This is a genomic window from Actinoallomurus iriomotensis, from assembly GCF_030269445.1.
Taxonomy (GTDB): domain Bacteria; phylum Actinomycetota; class Actinomycetes; order Streptosporangiales; family Streptosporangiaceae; genus Actinoallomurus; species Actinoallomurus iriomotensis.
Genome location: NZ_BSTJ01000010.1, coordinates 267,986 through 285,949 on the forward strand (window position 1 = coordinate 267,986; position 17,964 = coordinate 285,949).

Genomic DNA, 17,964 nt, shown 5'->3' on the forward strand with positions numbered 1-17,964 from the left:
TTATCCGCCCGGACCGGGCAGGACCGGCTCCAGGAGGGACAGATAGCGGCCCGCCCAGTCTCGGAACGTCCACGTCTCCGGCCACCAGCGCAGGTGGTGCCGCTGGAAGAACTCCCACAGCAGGGCGCGGTCCTGGAGCAGGTACGTCGTCGCGCGCCGCCGGAATCCGGGCCGGGGCGGGCGCGCCGCCAGGTAGGCGCCGAGGAAGGCGCGCGCCGGCGAGGGGTCCTCGTCGAGGTACGCGCACGCCGTCCGCGCCAGGTCGGCCTCCGGGTCGCCGAAGTAGCACTCGACCAGGTCGAAGACGCCGCTGACCGTCCAGTCGGCGCCGCCGCCGGTCACCACGACGTTGCCCTCTTTGTAGTCCTCCACGACGAGGCACGGCCGGAACGGCTCGGCCATCGCCTCGGCGCCGTCGGCGAGGAGGCCGCGTACCCAGGTCAGGTCGGCGGAGGTGGTGGCGCGCCGGTCGTGGTCGCGGGCCGTCTCCAGCCGGCGCGTGACGCGTTCGGCCACCCACCGGTCGTACGGGCCGGTCCACGGCCTGCGGGGCCCGGCGCTCCAGGTCGACTCGCCGGGCGCCTCCAGCGGGCCGGCCGTCCCGGTGCCGGCGGCGAACCGGCCCGGCCGTTCCGCGGTGACCGCGTGCATCGCCGCGAGGTTGGCGCCCAGCGCCCGCGCGATGCCGTGTCTCTCCACGGTGCCCAGGCGGTCGCGGACGTCCGGGTCGGACGGCTGGAGACCGGGCATGCGCGGCATGATGACGTAGCTCCACCCGAACACGCCGGGATCCGGGTCGATCCGGTACGGCGTCGGCACCGGCACCCGTGTCGCCCCGGCCAGCAGCTCCACGTGGAACCGTTCGGCGGCGAACTGGCCCGGGAACGACGGGTTGCCGCGCAGCACGTACTCCCCGCCGGTGCTCCGCAGGAAGAGGTTCTGCCCGAAGTGCCCGTGCGGGATCGGCTCGGCGTCGACGAGACGGCCCAGCCCGTGCCGGTCGAGCGCGGCCTGGAGCTGCCGGTCCGTGATCGGGCCAAGGCGCTCGGAGTAGGTTCTCGCCGTCACGTATCAGCCTTTCAGCGCGGTCTCGTCGACGTCGGCGGCCGGATCGGGGGCGCGGGCACCGGGTTCGGGCGGCGGTTCTCCGAGCCCGTACCAGCTTCGCCGGATGAAGGCGCAGAGCAGGGTCCCGTAGCTGACCGCCCAGAAGACCGAGCCGAGGTCGAGCCGATGCGCGGGCGAGCCGGGCAGCGACAGCAGGTGGCGGACGACGGCCGCGACGAGCAGCAGGAGGAGGGCGAGGTGCGGCGCCACCTCCTTGAGGTACAGCGCGGCCCGCCGGTCCTTGCGGGTGACCCGGTACGCCGGCTTGCGGTGCGGCCCGTAGTACAGCGCGCGCAGGCAGGCGGAGATGTAGACGAACATCAGCCCCACCCACATCTGCTTGGCCCGCACCACCTCGCGCCACGACGTGCCGTTGCCCAGCACGTACATGTAGGCCGCGAGCAGCACGACGTACAGGGCCGAGTAGGCGATGTGCGCGACGACGTGCGAGGAGAACATGCGCACGTCGAACAGCAGGCAGCTCGCCGGGGTCAGGATCAGCACGAGCGTCGGCACGCTCGACAGGTAGAACAGCCCGACCTCGAGGAACTGCAGCCGCTGCCGGAACGACAGGCCGCGCGTGGTCAGCGGCGACCGCCAGAAGAAGATCCGCATGGTGTCCATCGCCCACGTGCCGAGCTGCTTGTAGACGTTGGGCAGGTCCTCGGGTGCGACCTGGCCGACCGCGCCGTCGATCGGCAGGTACGCCCCGCGCAGCCCGTGCTGGAGCGCGAGGTAGCCGGAGTACAGGTCCTCGACCAGGTTCCAGGTGGGGAAGCCGCCGATCGCCGCCAGGCCCGAGCGCCGCCACACGAGCCCGCTGCCGCAGGGGAACGCGGCCCCGGCGGCGGCCCGCGAGAGCATGATGCCCCGGTAGAAGAACCGGCGTCGGTTGCCGAACGGGTCGCCGGGACTCACGTGCGCGTCCTTGACGGTCTGCACGTACGCGATGTCCGGATGGCGCACGAGGTGCCCGACCGTGTGCCGCAGGAAGTCCGGGTCGCCCACGAGGTCGTCGGCGTCACGGGTCTCGACGAACTCGATCTCCGGGTACGCGCGGACGACGAAGTCCAGCATGGAGTTGAGGTTGCCGTCCTTGGCGTCGCCCCGCCGCTCCGGCGTGTGCCGGCGCGGCGGGAGGTGGTGGTGCAGCGGCACGGCCGGGAAGCGCTGCCGCAGGTCCTCGACCATCGCCCGTACGGCGGGGCGGTGACCGTCGTCGCCGACCACCACGACGAGGCGGTCGTGGCCCCACCGCTGGGTGAGCACGCTCTCCAGGGTGCGCCGCACCATCGCGGGCGGCTCGTTGTACGTGGGCACGAGCACGGCCACGTACGGCTCGGCGAGGTCCGGGGGAGTGGCGACGGCGAGCGGCAGCCGGTGCCAGTTGTCGTACACGGTGACGAAGAGCAGGGCGATGAGGAAGGCGTTCGCCAGCAGGAAGGGGAGGGACACCCACAGGTCGCGGACGGTGAGGTCGGCGACGATCCAACCGGCGTAGATCAGCGACGCCACGACGAGCGTGACACCGGCTCCCTTGCGGAAACTGTCGCTTCTCCACAGTTTGCCCGGCATCACCGAATTGGACGTGATCCGTCCTCCGGTGGTTCCCCCGCGGAGAGAAGACCGATCGCGCTCGACGATGGCTTATTCGCTGCCCATGTCCTCCCCCGTCGTGCGGATGAGTTGATGTCTGTGGGCGGTGGTGGCGGCTTGGAGGCGGCTGGTCGCGCCGAGTTTGGCGAGGATGCTGGAGACATGGTTGCCTGCGGTTTTGACCGAGATGAACAGTTCCTCGGCGATCTGGCGATTCGTGCGACCGTCGGCGATCAGATCGAGCACCTCACGCTCACGTGGCGTCAGGTCGAAGCGTTTCTGTCCGTCTTCCGCGCGTGACCCGTTGGCCGGAGTGAGGGAAATGCGAGCGAGTCTCGCCAGCCGGTCGATCCGGGTACGCAAGGGGTGGGCGGACAGCCGGTCCGCGTGGGCGGCGGCGCGGCTCAGGTGCGATTGTGCCAAAGCACGGTCTCCGGCGTCCGCGGCCACCTCGGCTGCCCGAAGGAGTGCCAAGGCCTGTGGGTAGGGCTGCCGCAGGTCGGCCCAGGCGGCCGCGACGCGATCCCATCGGTCGGGGCTTCGTGTCTCGGCGGTGAAGGTGAGCTGGTGGGCGCGCTGGACCGGGCCGATGACCGGAAGCGCGGCCGCCGTTCCGTCCAGGCCGGTGACACCGGCTCGGGCTCCGGCCTCGATCACGGGCCACAGGTAGCGCGGGCTCGTCTCGATCTCGTCGGTGGTCAGCGCCTGCTCGACGAGACGCATGGCGTCCGGCCGTCGACCCTGGGCGAGCCGCAGGTCCACTTCGAGGTGCACCAGCAGAAGATGGTCCTGGGCGTAGGACGTGCCCCGGGTGAAGACCTCGCGGGCGTAGTCCGTGCAGGTTCGGGCCAGGTCGAGGTCGCCTCGGCCCAGCGCGATCGTTCCGCGCAGAACCAGCAGGTAAGCGTGCAGGCTGGGAGGCGGTGTGAGGTCGAGGACATGATCGATCACCTCGGTCGCCTCGTCCCAGCGGCCCAGGGCGATCAGCGCCTCGGCGAGATTGCCGGCCTGCGTCGGACCGGACGTACGGGCCAGCCCGGCCTCGGCCGCGGTGCGCAGACCATGCCGGGCCGCCTCGGCCGCTTGTTCGTATCGACCGGCGCTCTGCAGCACGTCCGCCTCACACCGGTAGGCGTGCATGAGGGCGCTGTGGTCACCGATGCGGTCGGCCATGGCTCGCGCGGCAACGAGGTGGGGCAGGTGCGCGTCGATGTCGCCGGCGCGAGCCTGAGCGTAGGCGAGGTTGACGGTGGCGATGATCTCGGACCTGGGGTCGCCGGTCGCCCGTGCCGCCGCCATGGCCTCCCGTGCGGCGGCGCGGCCTTCCTCCTCGCGCGGGATGGTCAGCAGACGGTTGGCCAGCGTGTTGAGGACGGACGCACGGAGATCGTGGCCGTCCGGAATGAGGAGCGCCGCCTCCCGGAGGTCGGCCACGTCGCCCGGCAGTCCGAGGACGAAGCGCAGTTCACCACGGCACGTGAGCAACCGGCCCGCGCGGACCGGATCGCCGTTCTCCGGGAGGGCGGCAGCGATCAGCTCCATGGCCCGCCCGCCTTCGCCGGCCGCCATGCCCGCGTGCACCGCCTTCTCGACCACCTCGTCGCGGGACGTCGCGATCTGATCCGCGGCGTCGGGAACGCATTCCCACAGCTCCAGGACTTGAAGGAGCATGTGCAGTTGCTCGGCATAGGCCAGCGATGCCGAAGCCTCGGCGGCGGCCCGCCAGGAGGCCGCCAGCGCCCTGGCGGGCCGGCGTTTCGACGCGTACCAGTGATGGGCGGACTCGACCGCCGCGCGGCCGTCCGAGGCAAGGGAGGAGTCCTTCTCGAGCGCGTCGGCGTAGCGCACGTGCAGCAATGTCCGCTCCCCGGGCAGCATGTCCTCGTACAGCACCTCCCGGACCAGTGCATGCCGAAACGAATAACCGTTCTCCTCGACCAGCATGAGGTTCGATTCCGCCGCCGGCCGCAATTCGCTCGTCAGTGCCGCATCGTCGAGCTCGGTGACCGCGGAGAGCAACGGGTGACCGACTCGAACCCCACTGACCGCTGCGGCCCGTACGACCTGCCGGGTACGGGCGGGCAGCTGCTCGAGCGGGGTGAGAAGCAGGTCGCGGATGGACTCGGGCACCGGCGCGTCAGCCCCGGCCGACAGGGCCTCCACGAACAGCGGGTTACCCGCACTGCGCCGGAAGATCTCCTCGCCGAGCCGGGCGTCCGGCTCGCGACCGAGGAGACCGCGAAGCCGGCTGATGACCTCGTTCTTGGTCATCCGGCCGAGCTCGAACCGCCTCACCCACGCCAACCGGTCCAGTTCGGCCCAGAGGCGACGCAGCGGATGGGACCGCTGCATCTGATCACTGCGGTGAGTGGCGATCACCAGCAGGCCCGGAACGGCGTGCTGGTTACGGAGGAGGAAACTGAGCAGCTCTCGGCTGGATCGATCCGCCCAGTGCATGTCCTCGATGACCAGCACGATGGACCGCTGCTCGGCCACACCCGCAAGAAGTGCCAGAAACTCCTCGAAGAGGCGCGCGCGAGCCATACCGTCGGCGCCATCGCCGCCGGACGATCCCAGCGCCGGGAGCAACCGGCCCAGTTCCCGCGCCTCGCCATAGGGCAACACCTCTGAGACACCGGCCACGCCGAGCTCTCGTACCAGAGTGCGCAGCACCGCGGCGAACGGCGCGAACGCCAGCCCATTCGCGCCGAGTTCCACGCACCCGCCGAGGAGTACGAGCTCCCTCTTCGACAACCCGGCGGTGAATTCGGCCACCAACCGAGACTTGCCCACGCCGGCCTCACCGCCGACGAGCACCGCCGCGGGCGACCCCTGCCGGACTCGGGCACAGGCTTCGCGGAACACGGCGAGTTCCTCGCCTCGCCCCACGAAGGACGAGCCTGCGGCATCCACGTTCACGCCTACAGATTTCCAGATAGGGATACCGGATCCGACATCTAGGGATACCGGATAGGGTGCTCGCCCGATCCGCGAAGGCCGGCCGCCGGAGAACACTGCTCCGGTGACCGAGCTGGAGATGGGAACGGCGCGGCGTACGTTGCTGAACCGTCAGATGATCCTTTTGTTGACTGCGTCCCTCGGTTCGCTCACCGCCTTCTACCTGCTGGTTTCGGTGGTGCCGCTGTACGTGGCGACGAGTGGGACAGGCGACACGGGCGCGGGGCTGTCGACCGGCGTGATGATGGCGGCCACCGTGCTGATGGAGCTCGCCGTACCGGCGGTGCTGAGGCGATGCGGCTATCGCACGGGGATCGCCCTGGGGCTGCTGTTGCTGGGCGTGCCGTCGGCCGTTCTGGTGGTCTCGCCTGCGCTGCCACTGGTCTTGGCCGCCTGCGTGGCTCGGGGGGCGGGACTGGGAATCGTCGTGGTGGCCGGTCCCACGCTGGTCGCCGAGTTGGTCCCGGACCGGCGGCGCGGTGAGGCGTTGGGCCTGTACGGCGTCGCCGTAGGGGTTCCCGCCGTCGTGGCCCTGCCGCTGGGCGTGTGGCTGAGCGCGCACATCGGCTACGGAGCCGTGTTCGTCCTTGGGGCGGCGGTGCCGTTGGCCACGCTCGCCGCGGTGGCCGGCCTGCCCGCCGCGCGGGGATCAGCCGAGCATCACACGGGAGTTCTGGGCGGGCTGCGCGACGGCGGACTTGCCCGACCTGTGATGATCTTCGCGGCCATCACGGTGGCGGCGGGAATCGTGCTGACCTTTCTGCCTCTTGCCGTGTCGGCCGGGGCGCGGGGCACGGCCGCGCTGGCGCTGCTGGTCCAGGCTTCGGCCATGCCGCTCGTCCGCTGGCTCGTGGGCCGCTACGGCGACCGCCACGGCATCGCGCACCTGCTCCTTCCCGCGGTTCTCGCGGCCGCCGCCGGCACTGCCGGACTCGTCTGGCTGCACAACCCGTACCTACTGGTCGCAGGAGCCGGACTTTTCGGGGCCGGGTTCGGGGCCGCTCAGAACATCACCCTGACGCTGATGTTCCAACGAACGCCGAAACCGGAGTTCGGCCGGGCGAGCGCGCTGTGGAACCTCGCCTGGGACGGCGGCATGGGCTTCGGCGCCGTCGGCTTCGGACTGGTGGCCGGACACGTGGGCTACGCGGCCGGATTCGCGCTGACCGCCGTCGTGCTGGTCGCCGCCCTCATCCCGACCTGGATCGACCGACGGAGGACTCGATGAGCGACGACCTTCGCCAAGCCGTACGGCGAGTACTGCCCGGTGTCCTGGCCGACCTGAAGGCCCTGATACGCATCCCCTCCGTGAGCGCCGACCCCGGCGCTGCGCCAGAGCTGCGCCGCTGTGCGGAAATGACAGCCGAACTCTTCGCTGCGGCGGGCGCGCACGAGACCCAGATCCTGGACGACATCGAGGACGGCCGGCCGACCGTGCTCGCCCATTTTCCGCCGCCCGCGGGCCGGCCCACCGTCCTGCTCTACGCCCACTACGACGTTCAGCCCGCTGGTGCCCCTTCCACGTGGACGAACCCACCATTCGAACCGTGCGAGACCGGCGGACGGCTCTACGGGCGAGGATCTGCCGACGACAAGGCCGGCATCGCCGCGCACCTGGCGGCGATCCGGGCATACGACGGTCGGCCGCCGGTCGGACTCACGGTCCTCATCGAAGGTGAGGAGGAGATCGGCTCCCCGAGTCTCGGCGCGTTCCTCGACCGCCACCGCGACCGGCTCGCCGCGGACGCCATCGTGCTCGCCGACTCCGAGAGCTTCGCGGTCGGCGTCCCCGCGTTCACCACCACGCTGCGTGGCCTCGCCGCCTGCGTCGTCGAGGTGCGGACCCTCGAACACGGCGCGCATTCCGGCACCTATGGCGGTGCCGCCCCCGACGCGCTGACCGCACTCTGCCGGCTGCTCGCCACCCTGCATGACGACCACGGCGACGTCGCGGTGGACGGGCTCGTCACCGCCCGGTGCCCGACGGTCGACTACCCCGAGGAACGGTTCCGAGTCGAGGCCGCCGTACTCGACGGCGTCCCGCTCCTGGGCAGCGGCACCGTCGCGGAGCGGATCTGGGCCAAACCCGCAGCGACGGTACTGGCGATCGACGCACCCCGGGTGGCCGACGCGTCCAACACCCTCACACCCGTGGCCCGGGCCAAGGTGAGCCTGCGGCTCGCACCCGGTGACAACGCGTCGTCCGCCCACGCCGCGCTGGCCCGGCACCTGCATGAACACGCACCTGGGGGCGTACGAGTCAAGGTCACCGCCACCGATTCGGCACAGCCGCACGCCATCGATCCACGCGGACCCGTCTACGACGCCGCACGACGGGCCTACCAGGACGCCTACGGCAATGACGTCGTCGACATCGGAGGCGGTGGCGCGATCCCGTTCGTCGCGGAATTCGCCGCGGCATTCCCCAAGACGGCGATCCTCGTCACCAGCGCAGGAGCCGACCCCACCTGCCGAGCGCACAGCACCGACGAGAACCTGCATCTCGCCGATTTCGAACACGCGTGCCTGGCCGAAACGCTCCTGCTCAACGAACTCGCGTCCGGCCAAGGATCTCGATGACAACGCTGGCGGCCCGATCCGCTCGACGCGCGGCCGAAGCGCCCGATGTCATGCCCTGGCGCCGGCAGCCTTACCCGCAGGCCTCGACGCCCCGCGCCGGGTTCGCGATGATGACGGGCACGCGACGGCAAAGGAGGCACCGTGACAGGTTCGGCGCCGACTTCGGAACTCACCGGCTGGCAGAGCGCCCCGTTCACCGGGGCGGGGATCACTCACGACGTGTACGAGAAGGGCGACGGCCCGGGTGTCGTGCTCGTGCCGGAGATCCCCGGCATCACGCCCGAGGTGCTCGGTCTGGCCGACCACCTGGTGAAACAGGGCTTCACGGTCGCGATCCCGTCGCTGTTCGGCACGCCGGGCCGCCCGATGTCCGGTCCGTACGTCGCGGGGACGGTGGCCCGGGTCTGCGTGTCGGCGGAGTTCCGCGCCTTCGCCGTCAACGCGCGCCGGCCGATCGCGGACTACCTGCGCGAGCTCTGCCGCGACCTCGCGGCCCGCACCCCGGGACCCGGCGTCGGGGTCATCGGCATGTGCTTCACCGGAGGGTTCGCCCTCGCCGCCGCGGTGGATGACGCCGTGCTCGCCCCGGTGCTCAGCCAGCCGTCCGTGCCGCTCCCGGTCAGCAAGGGCCGCCGGCGCGACGCGGGCGTCTCCCGGGAGGAGCTCGCCACCGTGGTCGACCGTACGGCCCGGTCCGGCCTGTGCGTGCTCGGGCTGCGCTTCACCGGCGACCGCACCAGCCCGCCGGACCGGTTCGTGACACTGCGGGAGCACCTCGGCGACGCCTTCGAGGTCATCGAGCTGGACTCCTCGCCGGGCAACGCCGGCGGCTTCGGCCGGGCTGCGCACTCGGTGCTGACCGCCGAGGTGCGCGAGGAGCCCGGCCACCAGGCCCTCGCCGCCCGCGACCGGGTCGTGGACTTCCTGCGCGAGCGGCTCCTGCCCGGCTGAGCTCAGCCGGGCAGCGGACGGATCAGCGGGTCGAGCCTCGCGCGCGCGTCGGCGACGGTGATGAAGTCCGGCTCCGTGATCCGCCGCACCTCGGTCAGGTCGGCGTGCTCGTACAGGTGCCCGCCGAGCAGGCGCCCGCGCCCGTCGTACGGCCAGTGCATGGCGATCCGCTGACGCACGAGGTAGTACCCCTCGGGGTCGCCGTCCGGGATCACGTGGCCGCGGGCGTAGGTGTTGAAGGTCGCCTCCGTCGCGAGCCCCCAGTCGGCCACCGCGAGCTGCTCGTCCTGGAGCACCATGACGTTGGTCCCGCTGTCGGCGAGCGTCCGGTAGAAGGCGGCGACCTCGTCGGGCCCGTCGAGCGTGGCGCTCGCGCGGTTGATGTTGAGGTAACAGACGGGGTGTTCCACCGTCATCTCCGGGACGAAGATCTGCTCCCACCGGCCGGTCACCTGGAGCAGCGCGTGACGGCGGTAGTTCTCTAAGATCCGCCGGCGGTGCGGGTTCTCGACGCGTTCGAGGAGTTCGTCCGCGGCCCGGGTCAGCGTGGTGATGTCGAGCTTTGCCACTGAGCGGTCCTCGCTGCCTCATTCACCGGGGCGCGGGGGCGTCCCGGCACTCGCATGATCTCCTCATGGTGACACGGCGCGGGGACTGTCCCGCTCCACGGTTTGCAACAGTCCCCACACGAAATGGGCGACGTACGAGCACGCGGCGGATCCTTCGCCCGGAGCGGTGAAGCCCACCTGCCACCGGCTCGGCACCGTGTCGGCCTGGTGACGGGCCGGCGGGAACCGCTCGGCCACGTCGGAGACGACACACGACCACGGCCGCAGGTCCGCGACGCCGTCGATCCGCGGCGCCGGCGCCCCCTCGGGCCGGACCAGCCACTCGTGCAGGACCGCCCCGTCGGGCCCGATCAGGGCCTCGAACCGCAGGTCCGGCCAGAGCGGCAGGTCCCACCAGTCCGTACGGCAGGTGACGTCGCCCAGCGTCCGCTCGGCACCGTCGGCGGGCGGCCCCAGCACCATCCGCAGCCGGCGCTCACCACCGGGAAAGGCCCGCGACCGCAGGATCCGCTGCCAGCGCGCGTTCACCTGCCGCATCTCGGTACGCGACGCGTCCAGCGAACGCATCGCCCCGGCCACCAGGTCGGGCTGGTAGTCGGCCATGCGCCGCAGCAGGACGAGCTGGAACTCCCGCCTCGCGAACCCCTTCATGGCCGCCCATCAAACCATCGTGTGCTCCAGGACGAGCTCGCCGATCCGGCGGGGCAGGCCGGGGGAGAAGAACGCGTGACCCATGCCCGGGACCGTCCGCAGCCGGGCACCGGGGACCTGGGCGGCGAGCGCCTCGCCGTGCGGCAGCGGCCGGAGCGGGTCCTCGGTGCCGTGCAGCACCAGCGTCGGCGCCGTTATCGATGACAGCGGGACGCGCCGGTCGTCGGTCATCCGCCGGCCGGCCAGATCGTGGTTGGCCGCCGCGGCGTAGTCGCTCGCGCGGTCGAAGGAGTTCGCCACGAACCGCCGGGCGGCCGGTTCGTCGAAGGGCAGCACGCCGCCGTTCAGCACGCGCCAGGTCTCCAGGTCCGCGGCGATGTGCTCCTCGCGGGTCGTGCGCGGCATCGCCGCCTTCGTGGCCAGGTGTTCCAGGAACCGGGGCGCGGGCGGCGGCAGGTCGCCGGGGTCGGGCGCCTGCCCGGCGAGCGCGCGGGCCCAGGCGGGACCGGCGTCCGCGCCCATCGGGCCGGCCATGATCGTGGTGAGGGTGCGGACCCGCTCGGGCCGGTGCACGGCGAGCCACTGAGCGATCGCGCCGCCGAGGGAGGCCCCCACGACGTGCGCGGCGCCGACGCCGTACCCGTCGAGCACGGCGACCGCGTCGCCGGCCATGTCCGCGAGCGTGTACGGGTGCCGCGCGAAGTCCACGCGGTCGGACCGGCCCGTGTCGCGGTGGTCGAAGCGAAGCACCTGGCGTCCGCCGTCGACGAGCGTCTCCACGAGTGCGTCGGGCCAGCCGATCGCCGGCGTGGCCGTCCCCATGATCAGCAGTATCGCCGGATGCTCCGGATCGCCGAACCGTTCGGTCCACAGACGCAGCCCGGCCGAGGTGACGAAGGCACTTTCCGCACAATCCATGGCCGCGAATATAGCGGGCTTAATTGCTTTCTGCATTTCCGATGAATGGTAGAAGAAGTGCGATTACCTTGGTATAATGGAGTCGTTGCGAGAGGGCCGGATCCGGGCCCGGGTATTCTGTTCGCGGGCACGGCGACCTATGGTGATCCCATGCCGAAGTCGCAGGTCCTGGAGGTCGCCGGGCGTGAGGTGACGGTCACCAACCCGGACAAGATGGTCTTCCCGTCCGGTGGTCACACGAAGCTGGACCTCGTCCGCTACTACCTCTCCGTCGCCGACGGCGCGCTGCGCGGCGTCGCGGGCCGGCCGATGATCCTCAAGCGGTTCGTCAAGGGGATCGACGAGGAGGCCTTCTTCCAGAAGCGCGCCCCGGCCACGCGGCCGGACTGGATCGAGGTGGCGCGGCTGCACTACGCGTCGGGCCGCTCCGCCGACGAGGTCGTCGTCCGTGACGCCGCGCAGCTCGCCTGGGTGGTCAACCTCGGCTGCGTCGACCTCAACCCGCACCCGGTGCTCGCGGAGGACCTCGACCACCCCGACGAACTGCGGATCGACCTGGATCCGGTGCCCGGCGTCCCGTGGGGGCAGATCGTCGAGGTCGCCCTGGTCGCCAAGGAGGTGCTGGAGGACCACGGCCTGACCGCGTGGCCCAAGACGTCCGGCTCGCGCGGATTCCACATCTACACGCGCATCGATCCCCGATGGCCGTACCGCGACGTGCGGCTCGCCGCCGAGACCGTCGCCCGCGAGGTGGAGAACCGCGCCCCCGACCTGGCCACCAGCCGATGGTGGAAGGAGGAGCGGCAGGGCGTCTTCGTCGACTTCAACCAAAATGCCAAGGACCGGACGATCGCCTCGGCCTATTCCGTTCGGCCGACCGCGGACGCCCGGGTGTCCACCCCGCTCACCTGGGACGAGGTGCCGGGTTGCCGCCCCGCGGAGTACACCGTGGCCACGGTCCCAGAGCGGTTCGCGGCGATCGGCGACCCCTGGGCGGACCTTGAGGGCACCGCGGGCTCGCTGGAGCCCCTGCTGGAACTGGCCGACCGGCTCGGGCCGGCGGAGAAGCCGCCCAAGGGCACCGGCCGCCGGCAGCCGACGATGCCGCTCATCGAGATCGCACGCGCCCGTACGAAGGACGAGGCACTGGCGGGCCTGGACCGCTGGAAGGCCCGGCACCCCGACGTGGTGCGCCACCTGGAGCCCGCCGACATCCTGACGGACGGGATGCGCGGTCGCAGCTCGGTCTGGTACCGCGTCCGGGTCAACCTCCAGCACGTCCCGGAGGGCGAGCGCCCACCGCAGGAGCCGCTGGAGGTCGACTACGACCCGTGGGCGGGCGCGTCGTGGCCGGAAGGCCGCTGAACGGCGACGTCCGGCGCCTGAGGATTCTCCGGCGCATCGCTCCGTAGGACCGGCCGAACCGCTGGGCGGTCCGGCGGATGCTCCAGCCCCGGTCGTAGACCCGCACGGCGTCCTGCCCGGTTCGGTCGCCGCCGAGCGGACCTCGCTCCGCGGTCCGATTATCACCGTCGGTGCGTGGCGGATTGACAGACCTCCGGCGAGCCGGGATGTTCGGCGGGTGGGTCGTTCGAGCGACGCGCGGGAGCGGCTGGTCAGGGCCGCGGCCCGGCTGTTCTTGGCGCGCGGTTACCAGGCCGTCGGGGTGGACGAGGTGTGTGCGGCCACCGGTGTCCCGAGGGGCACGTTCTACTACTTCTTCCGCTCCAAGTCCGAGCTGGTCAACGCCGTGGTCGACCGGCACGCTCTGGCGCTGTGGGCCCGCCTCGAGGCCGCGGGCGCGGTCGACGGCGCCGACCATGCCGCCCGGCGGCTGCACGCGGTCGCCGACGCCGTCGGGGAGATCCAGGCGGGCTTCGAGCTTCGCTTCGGCGCGCTGGTCGGCTGCCCGTTCGGCACTCTGGCGGCCGAGCTCGCCGGCGCCGACGAGTCCGTACGAGAACACCTCGCCAGCGTGTTCGCCGACTGGGAGGAACGGCTGGCCGTCCTGTGCCGCCACGCGGCCGACCAGGGCACGCTGCGGCCGGGTGTGGACCCCGTCCTGCTCGCGCGCATCCTGCTCGCGCAGTTCCAGGGCATGATCCTGCTGGCCAGGACCGGCCGGTCGACGGTCGCCGAGATACCCGCCACGCTGCACCAGATCATCGACTCTCACCTGCTCGAAGGGGCCAGTACGTAGTACCGCGATGGCATTTGCCGGCCAGGCGGTTGTAACGGCGACCTCGCTGGTGGTTTCGCCAAGCCTGAGCATCCCGGGGTGTCGGTGGATGAGTGAATTGATGGGTCGTTCGTATGGCTCACATATATTCGCCGTCAACGCTCCTGACCTGCGGCGAGTCTTGGCGGCAGCCCAGCGTGCGGGCCTGTCGCACGTCAACCTGGACGGGGTCGTCATCCCCACCGACCGGGTGGCCGCGCCCGACCCCAACGGCGCTGACCTGTGGTGGTCGGGTAAGTACAAGCACCATGGCGGCAACGTCCAGGTCATCTCCGCTCCCGACGGATGGCCGTTGTGGACCTCCGAGGTGCGGCCCGGTCGTGAACACGACATGACCTGCGCCCGCACCCATGGCGTGATCGACGCGCTGGCCGATTTTCGAGCCGATCTCATCGGTCTGGCGCATCGGCGCCATCACCTCCGCCGCCCTCGTTCTACTCCACCAGGAGAACGACCGTACGGTCTGAAGATCACACATAGCGACCAAGAGTTACAGAGAGAGTGCCCAGTGTGATCGAAGTCAAGGTGAGTCTTGGTCGGAGGACGCTCCCGATGCAGTGGTGACCCTTGCCTGCCAGCAGAGCGTGACTGGGACGAGCAACAGCTCGATGCCCAGCGCGGCCACGAAGACCGGGTTGGGCCAGCCTGACGCTGCTGCGGCCCAAAGCCGGGCCACGCCGCCGAGGAATGCAGCTCCCAGCGTGAGTCGGAGTACGGCCGTCGCCCGCTCGACTCGAGGGAGCGACCACATCACCACCGCACCGGCGGTGAACCAAAAAGCGTTGACGAAGCGATATTCGCTGTCGATCGTTGCGCTCACGTGGCCGCCGTCCGGAAGAAACTCGGGCCCGAAGATCATGCCGAACAGCCCTGATGCCACAGCAACCGTGGCCAATACGCCGAGTAGAAGCTGAAGACCTCGTCGACCCATTGCACCTCCCAGGATGCGACTAGTGGATGATCGCACACCTCGAGCGACGCGATCACTCGGGACACCGAAAGCAAGGGATTGGATGGTCAACCAGCGGCCGATGAACTCGATCGAGAAACGGCTCTGTGCCTTCCGGGTGCCGGCGGGATGGTTGCAGGCGGCGTGCTCAATGTCGCAGCAGCACAACGAGAAATCGAACGATTTAAGAAATTGAACCACCGCGAGTTGGACCTGCTGCCCGCAAGACAGTCCTCTGGGATCCCATCGAGGGTGTTCTTCGCGAGGATCCTTCCGCTGTCCAGCATCACTTACCAGGTCCCCGGCGGCGGGTTCGTGAAACACTCCTGCGAGCGAAGCGTTCCCCGGGAGGTTTCGATGGGCGATACCGGCGGCGAGAGCAGGGAGACCGTGGTCGCCGCGCTCACCGCGGAGTGGGCCGCCCTTGACGCGCTGCTGGACGGCCTGCCGCCCGGCGACTGGACCCGGCCGACGTGTCTGCCCGGCTGGCGGGTCACCGACGTCGTCGCCCACCTCGTCGGCACCGAGGCCTCGCTCGCCGGCGACGAGACGCCGGCCCCCGGCGTCGACGTGCGTGCCCTGCCGCACGTACGAGGCGACGTGGCCGCGTTCAACGAGCTGTGGGTTCAGGCGCTGCGCGACGCGGCGCCGGGGGAGATGCTCGCTCGGTTCCGCGACGTCACCGCCCGCCGCGCCGCGCGGCTGGAGCGGATGACGCGGTCCGACTTCGACGCCCCGAGCTGGACGCCCGTCGGGCAGGCCACTTACGGCCGGTTCATGCGGATCCGCGTCTTCGACTGCTGGATGCACGAGCAGGACATCCGCGAGGCGGTCGGCGCACCAGGCCACGAGACCGGTCCGGCCGCCGAGCTGGCGCTGGAGGAGGCGACCCGTGCCCTGGGCTACCTCGTCGGCAAGCGCGCCGCGGCGCCCGACGGCTCGATCGTGCGGATCGAGCTGACCGGGCCCCTGGTCCGCCGGCTGACCGTCGTCGTCGACGGCCGCGCCCGGCTCGTGGACGAGGCGCCGGGGCCGCCGACGGCCGTGCTGCGCATGTCGTCGTCGCGGTACCTGCGCCTCGGTGGCGGGCGTACCGGTGACCACGTCGGTGTCGAGCTCGACGGCGACCGCGACCTGGCCCGCCGCGTTCTCGACAACCTCGCGTTCACGATCTGAGCCCGGCCGGGCCGAGGCGGATCGGCACGCCGTTGAGGTGCGCCATGCCCGCCAGGCGTTCCAGGTCGGCGGGGTCGGAGGAGGTCAGCAGGTTGACGTTGGCGCCGCCGGCCCGGTTGGCGCGCCGCCAGCCGCCGCCCTGGTGGCCCCACCCGTGCGGCACCGCCACGGTGCCCGGCATGACCTCGTCGGTGACCGTGACGGGCAGTTCGATCGCGCCGTACGGCGAGGTGATCCGGCACATACGGCCGTCGGTGAGGTCGTGCTCGGCCGCGTCGGCCGGGTGGACCCGCGCCGTGTGCGTCCGGCCGCCGCGCATCAGCGTCGCGGAGTTGTGCATCCAGGAGTTCTGCGACCGCAGCTCGCGCAGGCCGATCAGGCGCAGCGGGTACGCCGGGTCCTCCTCGTCCGTGCCGAGGCGTCCGAGCTCCGCGAGAATCTCGGGCGGGTCCAGCCGTACGCGGCGGTCGCGGTGCCGCACCACCTTGGTCAGCACCCCGGTCCGTACGTGCTCGCCGAGGACCACGCCGTGCGGACGCCGCCGCAGCGCGCGCAGGCTGAGTCCACGCCGCCGCAGTCCGAACAGGTCGCCGCCCGGGCCCAGCCGTACCGCCAGGTCCAGCAGGAACACCGGTGGCGGCGACGGAACCCGACGCAGGATCCGGCTCAGCGGGCGCGGCACGAAGGGCAGCAGCCCGGCCCGGCGGGCGATCGCGTCGATGATCTGCCATTCCTGCCGCGCCTCTCCGTACGGCCGCAGCACCGGCTCGGTGAACTGCGCGAACGGTGTGGCGAACAGGCCCAGGTTCGCCACCGGCAGGTCCTCGCGCTCCAGGAAGGTCGCCGCCGGCAGCACGTAGTCGGCGTGCCGGTTGGTGTCGTTGACGTACAGGTCGATCGAGACGAACAGCTCCAGCTCGGTGAGGGCGGCCGACAGCTCGTCGCCGTCCGGTACCGAGACGACCGGGTTCCCGGCCGAGACGAACAGCGCCCGTACGCGGCCCGGGCCCGGCGTGGTGATCTCCTTGGCCATCAGGGCCGCCGGGAAGCTGCCGAGCACGTCGGGGAGGTCGCCCACGCGGGAGCGCCGCTTCGCGTACGAGGCGAGGCCGAAGCGGTCGGCGAGCCGTTCGATCCCGAGCGGTGAGGAGCCGAACACCGCGCCGCCGGGGCGGTCGAGGTTGCCGGTGACGACGTTCAGCGCGTCGAGCAGGTACGCCACCAGGGTCCCGTGCCGGCCCAGGCAGGAGCCGGTGCGCCCGTACACGGCGGCTCTGGCGGCGCCTGCCAGGTCGCGGGCCAGCCGGCGCGCGACCTCGGCCGGCACGCCGGTACGGTCCTCGGTCCGCTCCGGCGGGTGAGCGGCGGCCGCGGCGCGCAGCGCGTCCAGGCCGCGCGCCTGCCGGGCGAGGGCCGCCGTGTCCTCCAGTCCCTCCGCGAAGATCACGTGCAGCAGCGACAGCAGCAGCCAGGCGTCGCCGTCCGGACGTACCGCCACGTGCTCGAAGGCGCGTGCGGTCTCCGACCGGCGCGGGTCGATGACCACCACCCTGCCGCCGCGCCGCGTGATCGCGCGCAGCTGGTCCCGGATCCGCGGCGCGCTGACGGCGCTGCCGTGGGAGACCAGCGGGTTGGCGCCGACGACCAGCAGGAACTCGGTGCGGGCGAGGTCCGGGATGGGCACGCGGGTGAGCGAGCCGTACAGCAGACGGCTCGCGACGAACCGGTTGTTGATGTCCTGCGAGCCGGCCGTGAACAGGTTCGGCGAGCCGACGGCGGTCATGAAGCCCTGCAGCCACAGCGCGTGGGAGTAGGAGAACGCGCCGGGGTTGCCGAAGTACCAGCCGATCGCCGGGCCGCCGTGGTCGCGCAGGATCCGCCGCAGCCTCCGGCCGATGTCGTCGAGCGCGTCGTCCCAGCTCACGGGCTCGAACCCGGAGCCGTCCGGGCGGCGGCGCAACGGGCGAAGGACGCGATCCGGGTCATTCTGCACGTCGGTCATGGCGATGCCCTTGGGGCAAGCGAAACCGCGCGACAGCGGGTGCCGGTCGTCGGGCCGCAGGCGGACGAGGCGGCCGTCGTCCACCGTGGCGACCAGACCGCACAGGGGCTCGCAGATCCGGCAGTACGTCACCCGCTCCTCGGTGGCCATGTCCGCATTGTAAGTAGCCACTTTTGAAGGGCATTTGTCCGGTCACGGCGTATCTGAGGGCCGCGACGGGGAAGAGAAGCGGTAGCCGCCCCGATCGGCGCACGTGGCCGGGCCGCCA

Annotated in this window: 14 protein-coding genes and 1 pseudogene; 7 read left to right on the plus strand and 8 right to left on the minus strand. The window is 71.4% G+C overall.

Going from position 1 to position 17,964, the window contains the following annotated elements; all coding sequences use genetic code 11:
• The 3 genes from QSK37_RS36225 to QSK37_RS36235 all read right to left on the minus strand — a co-directional run bounded on the left by QSK37_RS36225 (nt 1) and on the right by QSK37_RS36235 (nt 5,718).
• The gene (locus tag QSK37_RS36225; RefSeq protein ID WP_285629964.1) at nt 1–1,068 is read right to left on the minus strand and encodes a phosphotransferase family protein; all 1,068 of its coding nucleotides are present in this window, start codon (nt 1,066–1,068) and stop codon (nt 1–3) included.
• Nucleotides 1,069–1,071: 3 nt separating this feature from the next.
• Entirely contained in the window at nt 1,072–2,682 is a 1,611-nt protein-coding gene (locus QSK37_RS36230) for a glycosyltransferase (protein WP_285629965.1), read from the minus strand.
• 72 nt (nt 2,683–2,754) lie between these two features.
• Nucleotides 2,755–5,718 carry an ATP-binding protein gene (locus QSK37_RS36235; RefSeq protein WP_285629966.1) on the minus strand — a complete coding sequence of 988 codons (2,964 nt, stop codon included), beginning with the start codon at nt 5,716–5,718 and terminating at the stop codon, nt 2,755–2,757.
• Between the two features lie 70 nt (nt 5,719–5,788).
• On the opposite strand from QSK37_RS36235, the gene QSK37_RS36240 reads away from it, so the two are divergent.
• From QSK37_RS36240 to QSK37_RS36250, 3 genes are all read left to right on the plus strand, one after another.
• Nucleotides 5,789–6,889: an MFS transporter gene (locus tag QSK37_RS36240; RefSeq protein WP_285629968.1), complete on the plus strand. Its 1,101-nt coding sequence runs from the start codon at nt 5,789–5,791 to the stop codon at nt 6,887–6,889.
• Nucleotides 6,886–8,241: a dipeptidase gene (locus QSK37_RS36245; protein WP_285629970.1), complete on the plus strand. Its 1,356-nt coding sequence runs from the start codon at nt 6,886–6,888 to the stop codon at nt 8,239–8,241. The genes QSK37_RS36240 and QSK37_RS36245 overlap by 4 nt, the downstream gene beginning before the upstream one ends.
• Nucleotides 8,242–8,382: 141 nt before the next feature.
• Nucleotides 8,383–9,192, plus strand: a complete 810-nt coding sequence (locus QSK37_RS36250) for a dienelactone hydrolase family protein (RefSeq protein WP_285583913.1) — start codon at nt 8,383–8,385, stop codon at nt 9,190–9,192.
• Between the two features lie 2 nt (nt 9,193–9,194).
• Here QSK37_RS36250 and QSK37_RS36255 read toward each other — a convergent pair whose 3' ends face one another.
• The 3 genes from QSK37_RS36255 to QSK37_RS36265 all read right to left on the minus strand — a co-directional run bounded on the left by QSK37_RS36255 (nt 9,195) and on the right by QSK37_RS36265 (nt 11,330).
• On the minus strand, nt 9,195–9,761 hold the full coding sequence (locus QSK37_RS36255) for a hypothetical protein (protein WP_285629972.1): 567 nt from the start codon (nt 9,759–9,761) through the stop codon (nt 9,195–9,197).
• 63 nt (nt 9,762–9,824) lie between these two features.
• Nucleotides 9,825–10,412, minus strand: a complete 588-nt coding sequence (locus QSK37_RS36260; RefSeq protein WP_285629974.1) for a hypothetical protein — start codon at nt 10,410–10,412, stop codon at nt 9,825–9,827.
• 9 nt (nt 10,413–10,421) lie between these two features.
• Nucleotides 10,422–11,330 carry an alpha/beta fold hydrolase gene (locus tag QSK37_RS36265; protein WP_285629976.1) on the minus strand — a complete coding sequence of 303 codons (909 nt, stop codon included), beginning with the start codon at nt 11,328–11,330 and terminating at the stop codon, nt 10,422–10,424.
• A 150-nt stretch (nt 11,331–11,480) separates the two neighbouring features.
• On the opposite strand from QSK37_RS36265, the gene ligD reads away from it, so the two are divergent.
• The 3 genes and pseudogenes from ligD to QSK37_RS36280 form a co-directional block, all read left to right on the plus strand.
• A complete protein-coding gene (gene ligD, locus QSK37_RS36270) occupies nt 11,481–12,695 on the plus strand; it encodes a non-homologous end-joining DNA ligase (protein ID WP_285629978.1) in 1,215 nt (404 codons plus the stop codon).
• Nucleotides 12,696–12,912: 217 nt separating this feature from the next.
• On the plus strand, nt 12,913–13,530 hold the full coding sequence (locus QSK37_RS36275) for a TetR/AcrR family transcriptional regulator (protein ID WP_285629980.1): 618 nt from the start codon (nt 12,913–12,915) through the stop codon (nt 13,528–13,530).
• Nucleotides 13,531–13,645: 115 nt separating this feature from the next.
• Nucleotides 13,646–14,083: pseudogene (locus QSK37_RS36280) on the plus strand (transposase family protein); the annotation flags it as partial.
• Between the two features lie 6 nt (nt 14,084–14,089).
• Here the strand turns inward: QSK37_RS36280 and QSK37_RS36285 are convergent.
• Nucleotides 14,090–14,719 carry a DUF4345 domain-containing protein gene (locus QSK37_RS36285; protein WP_285629982.1) on the minus strand — a complete coding sequence of 210 codons (630 nt, stop codon included), beginning with the start codon at nt 14,717–14,719 and terminating at the stop codon, nt 14,090–14,092.
• Between the two features lie 156 nt (nt 14,720–14,875).
• Between QSK37_RS36285 and QSK37_RS36290 the strand changes: the two genes are divergently transcribed.
• A complete protein-coding gene (locus QSK37_RS36290) occupies nt 14,876–15,694 on the plus strand; it encodes a maleylpyruvate isomerase family mycothiol-dependent enzyme (protein ID WP_285629986.1) in 819 nt (272 codons plus the stop codon).
• Here the strand turns inward: QSK37_RS36290 and QSK37_RS36295 are convergent.
• Nucleotides 15,684–17,846: a molybdopterin-dependent oxidoreductase gene (locus QSK37_RS36295; RefSeq protein WP_285629987.1), complete on the minus strand. Its 2,163-nt coding sequence runs from the start codon at nt 17,844–17,846 to the stop codon at nt 15,684–15,686. The genes QSK37_RS36290 and QSK37_RS36295 overlap by 11 nt on opposite strands.
• Between the last annotated feature and the right edge of the window lie 118 nt (nt 17,847–17,964).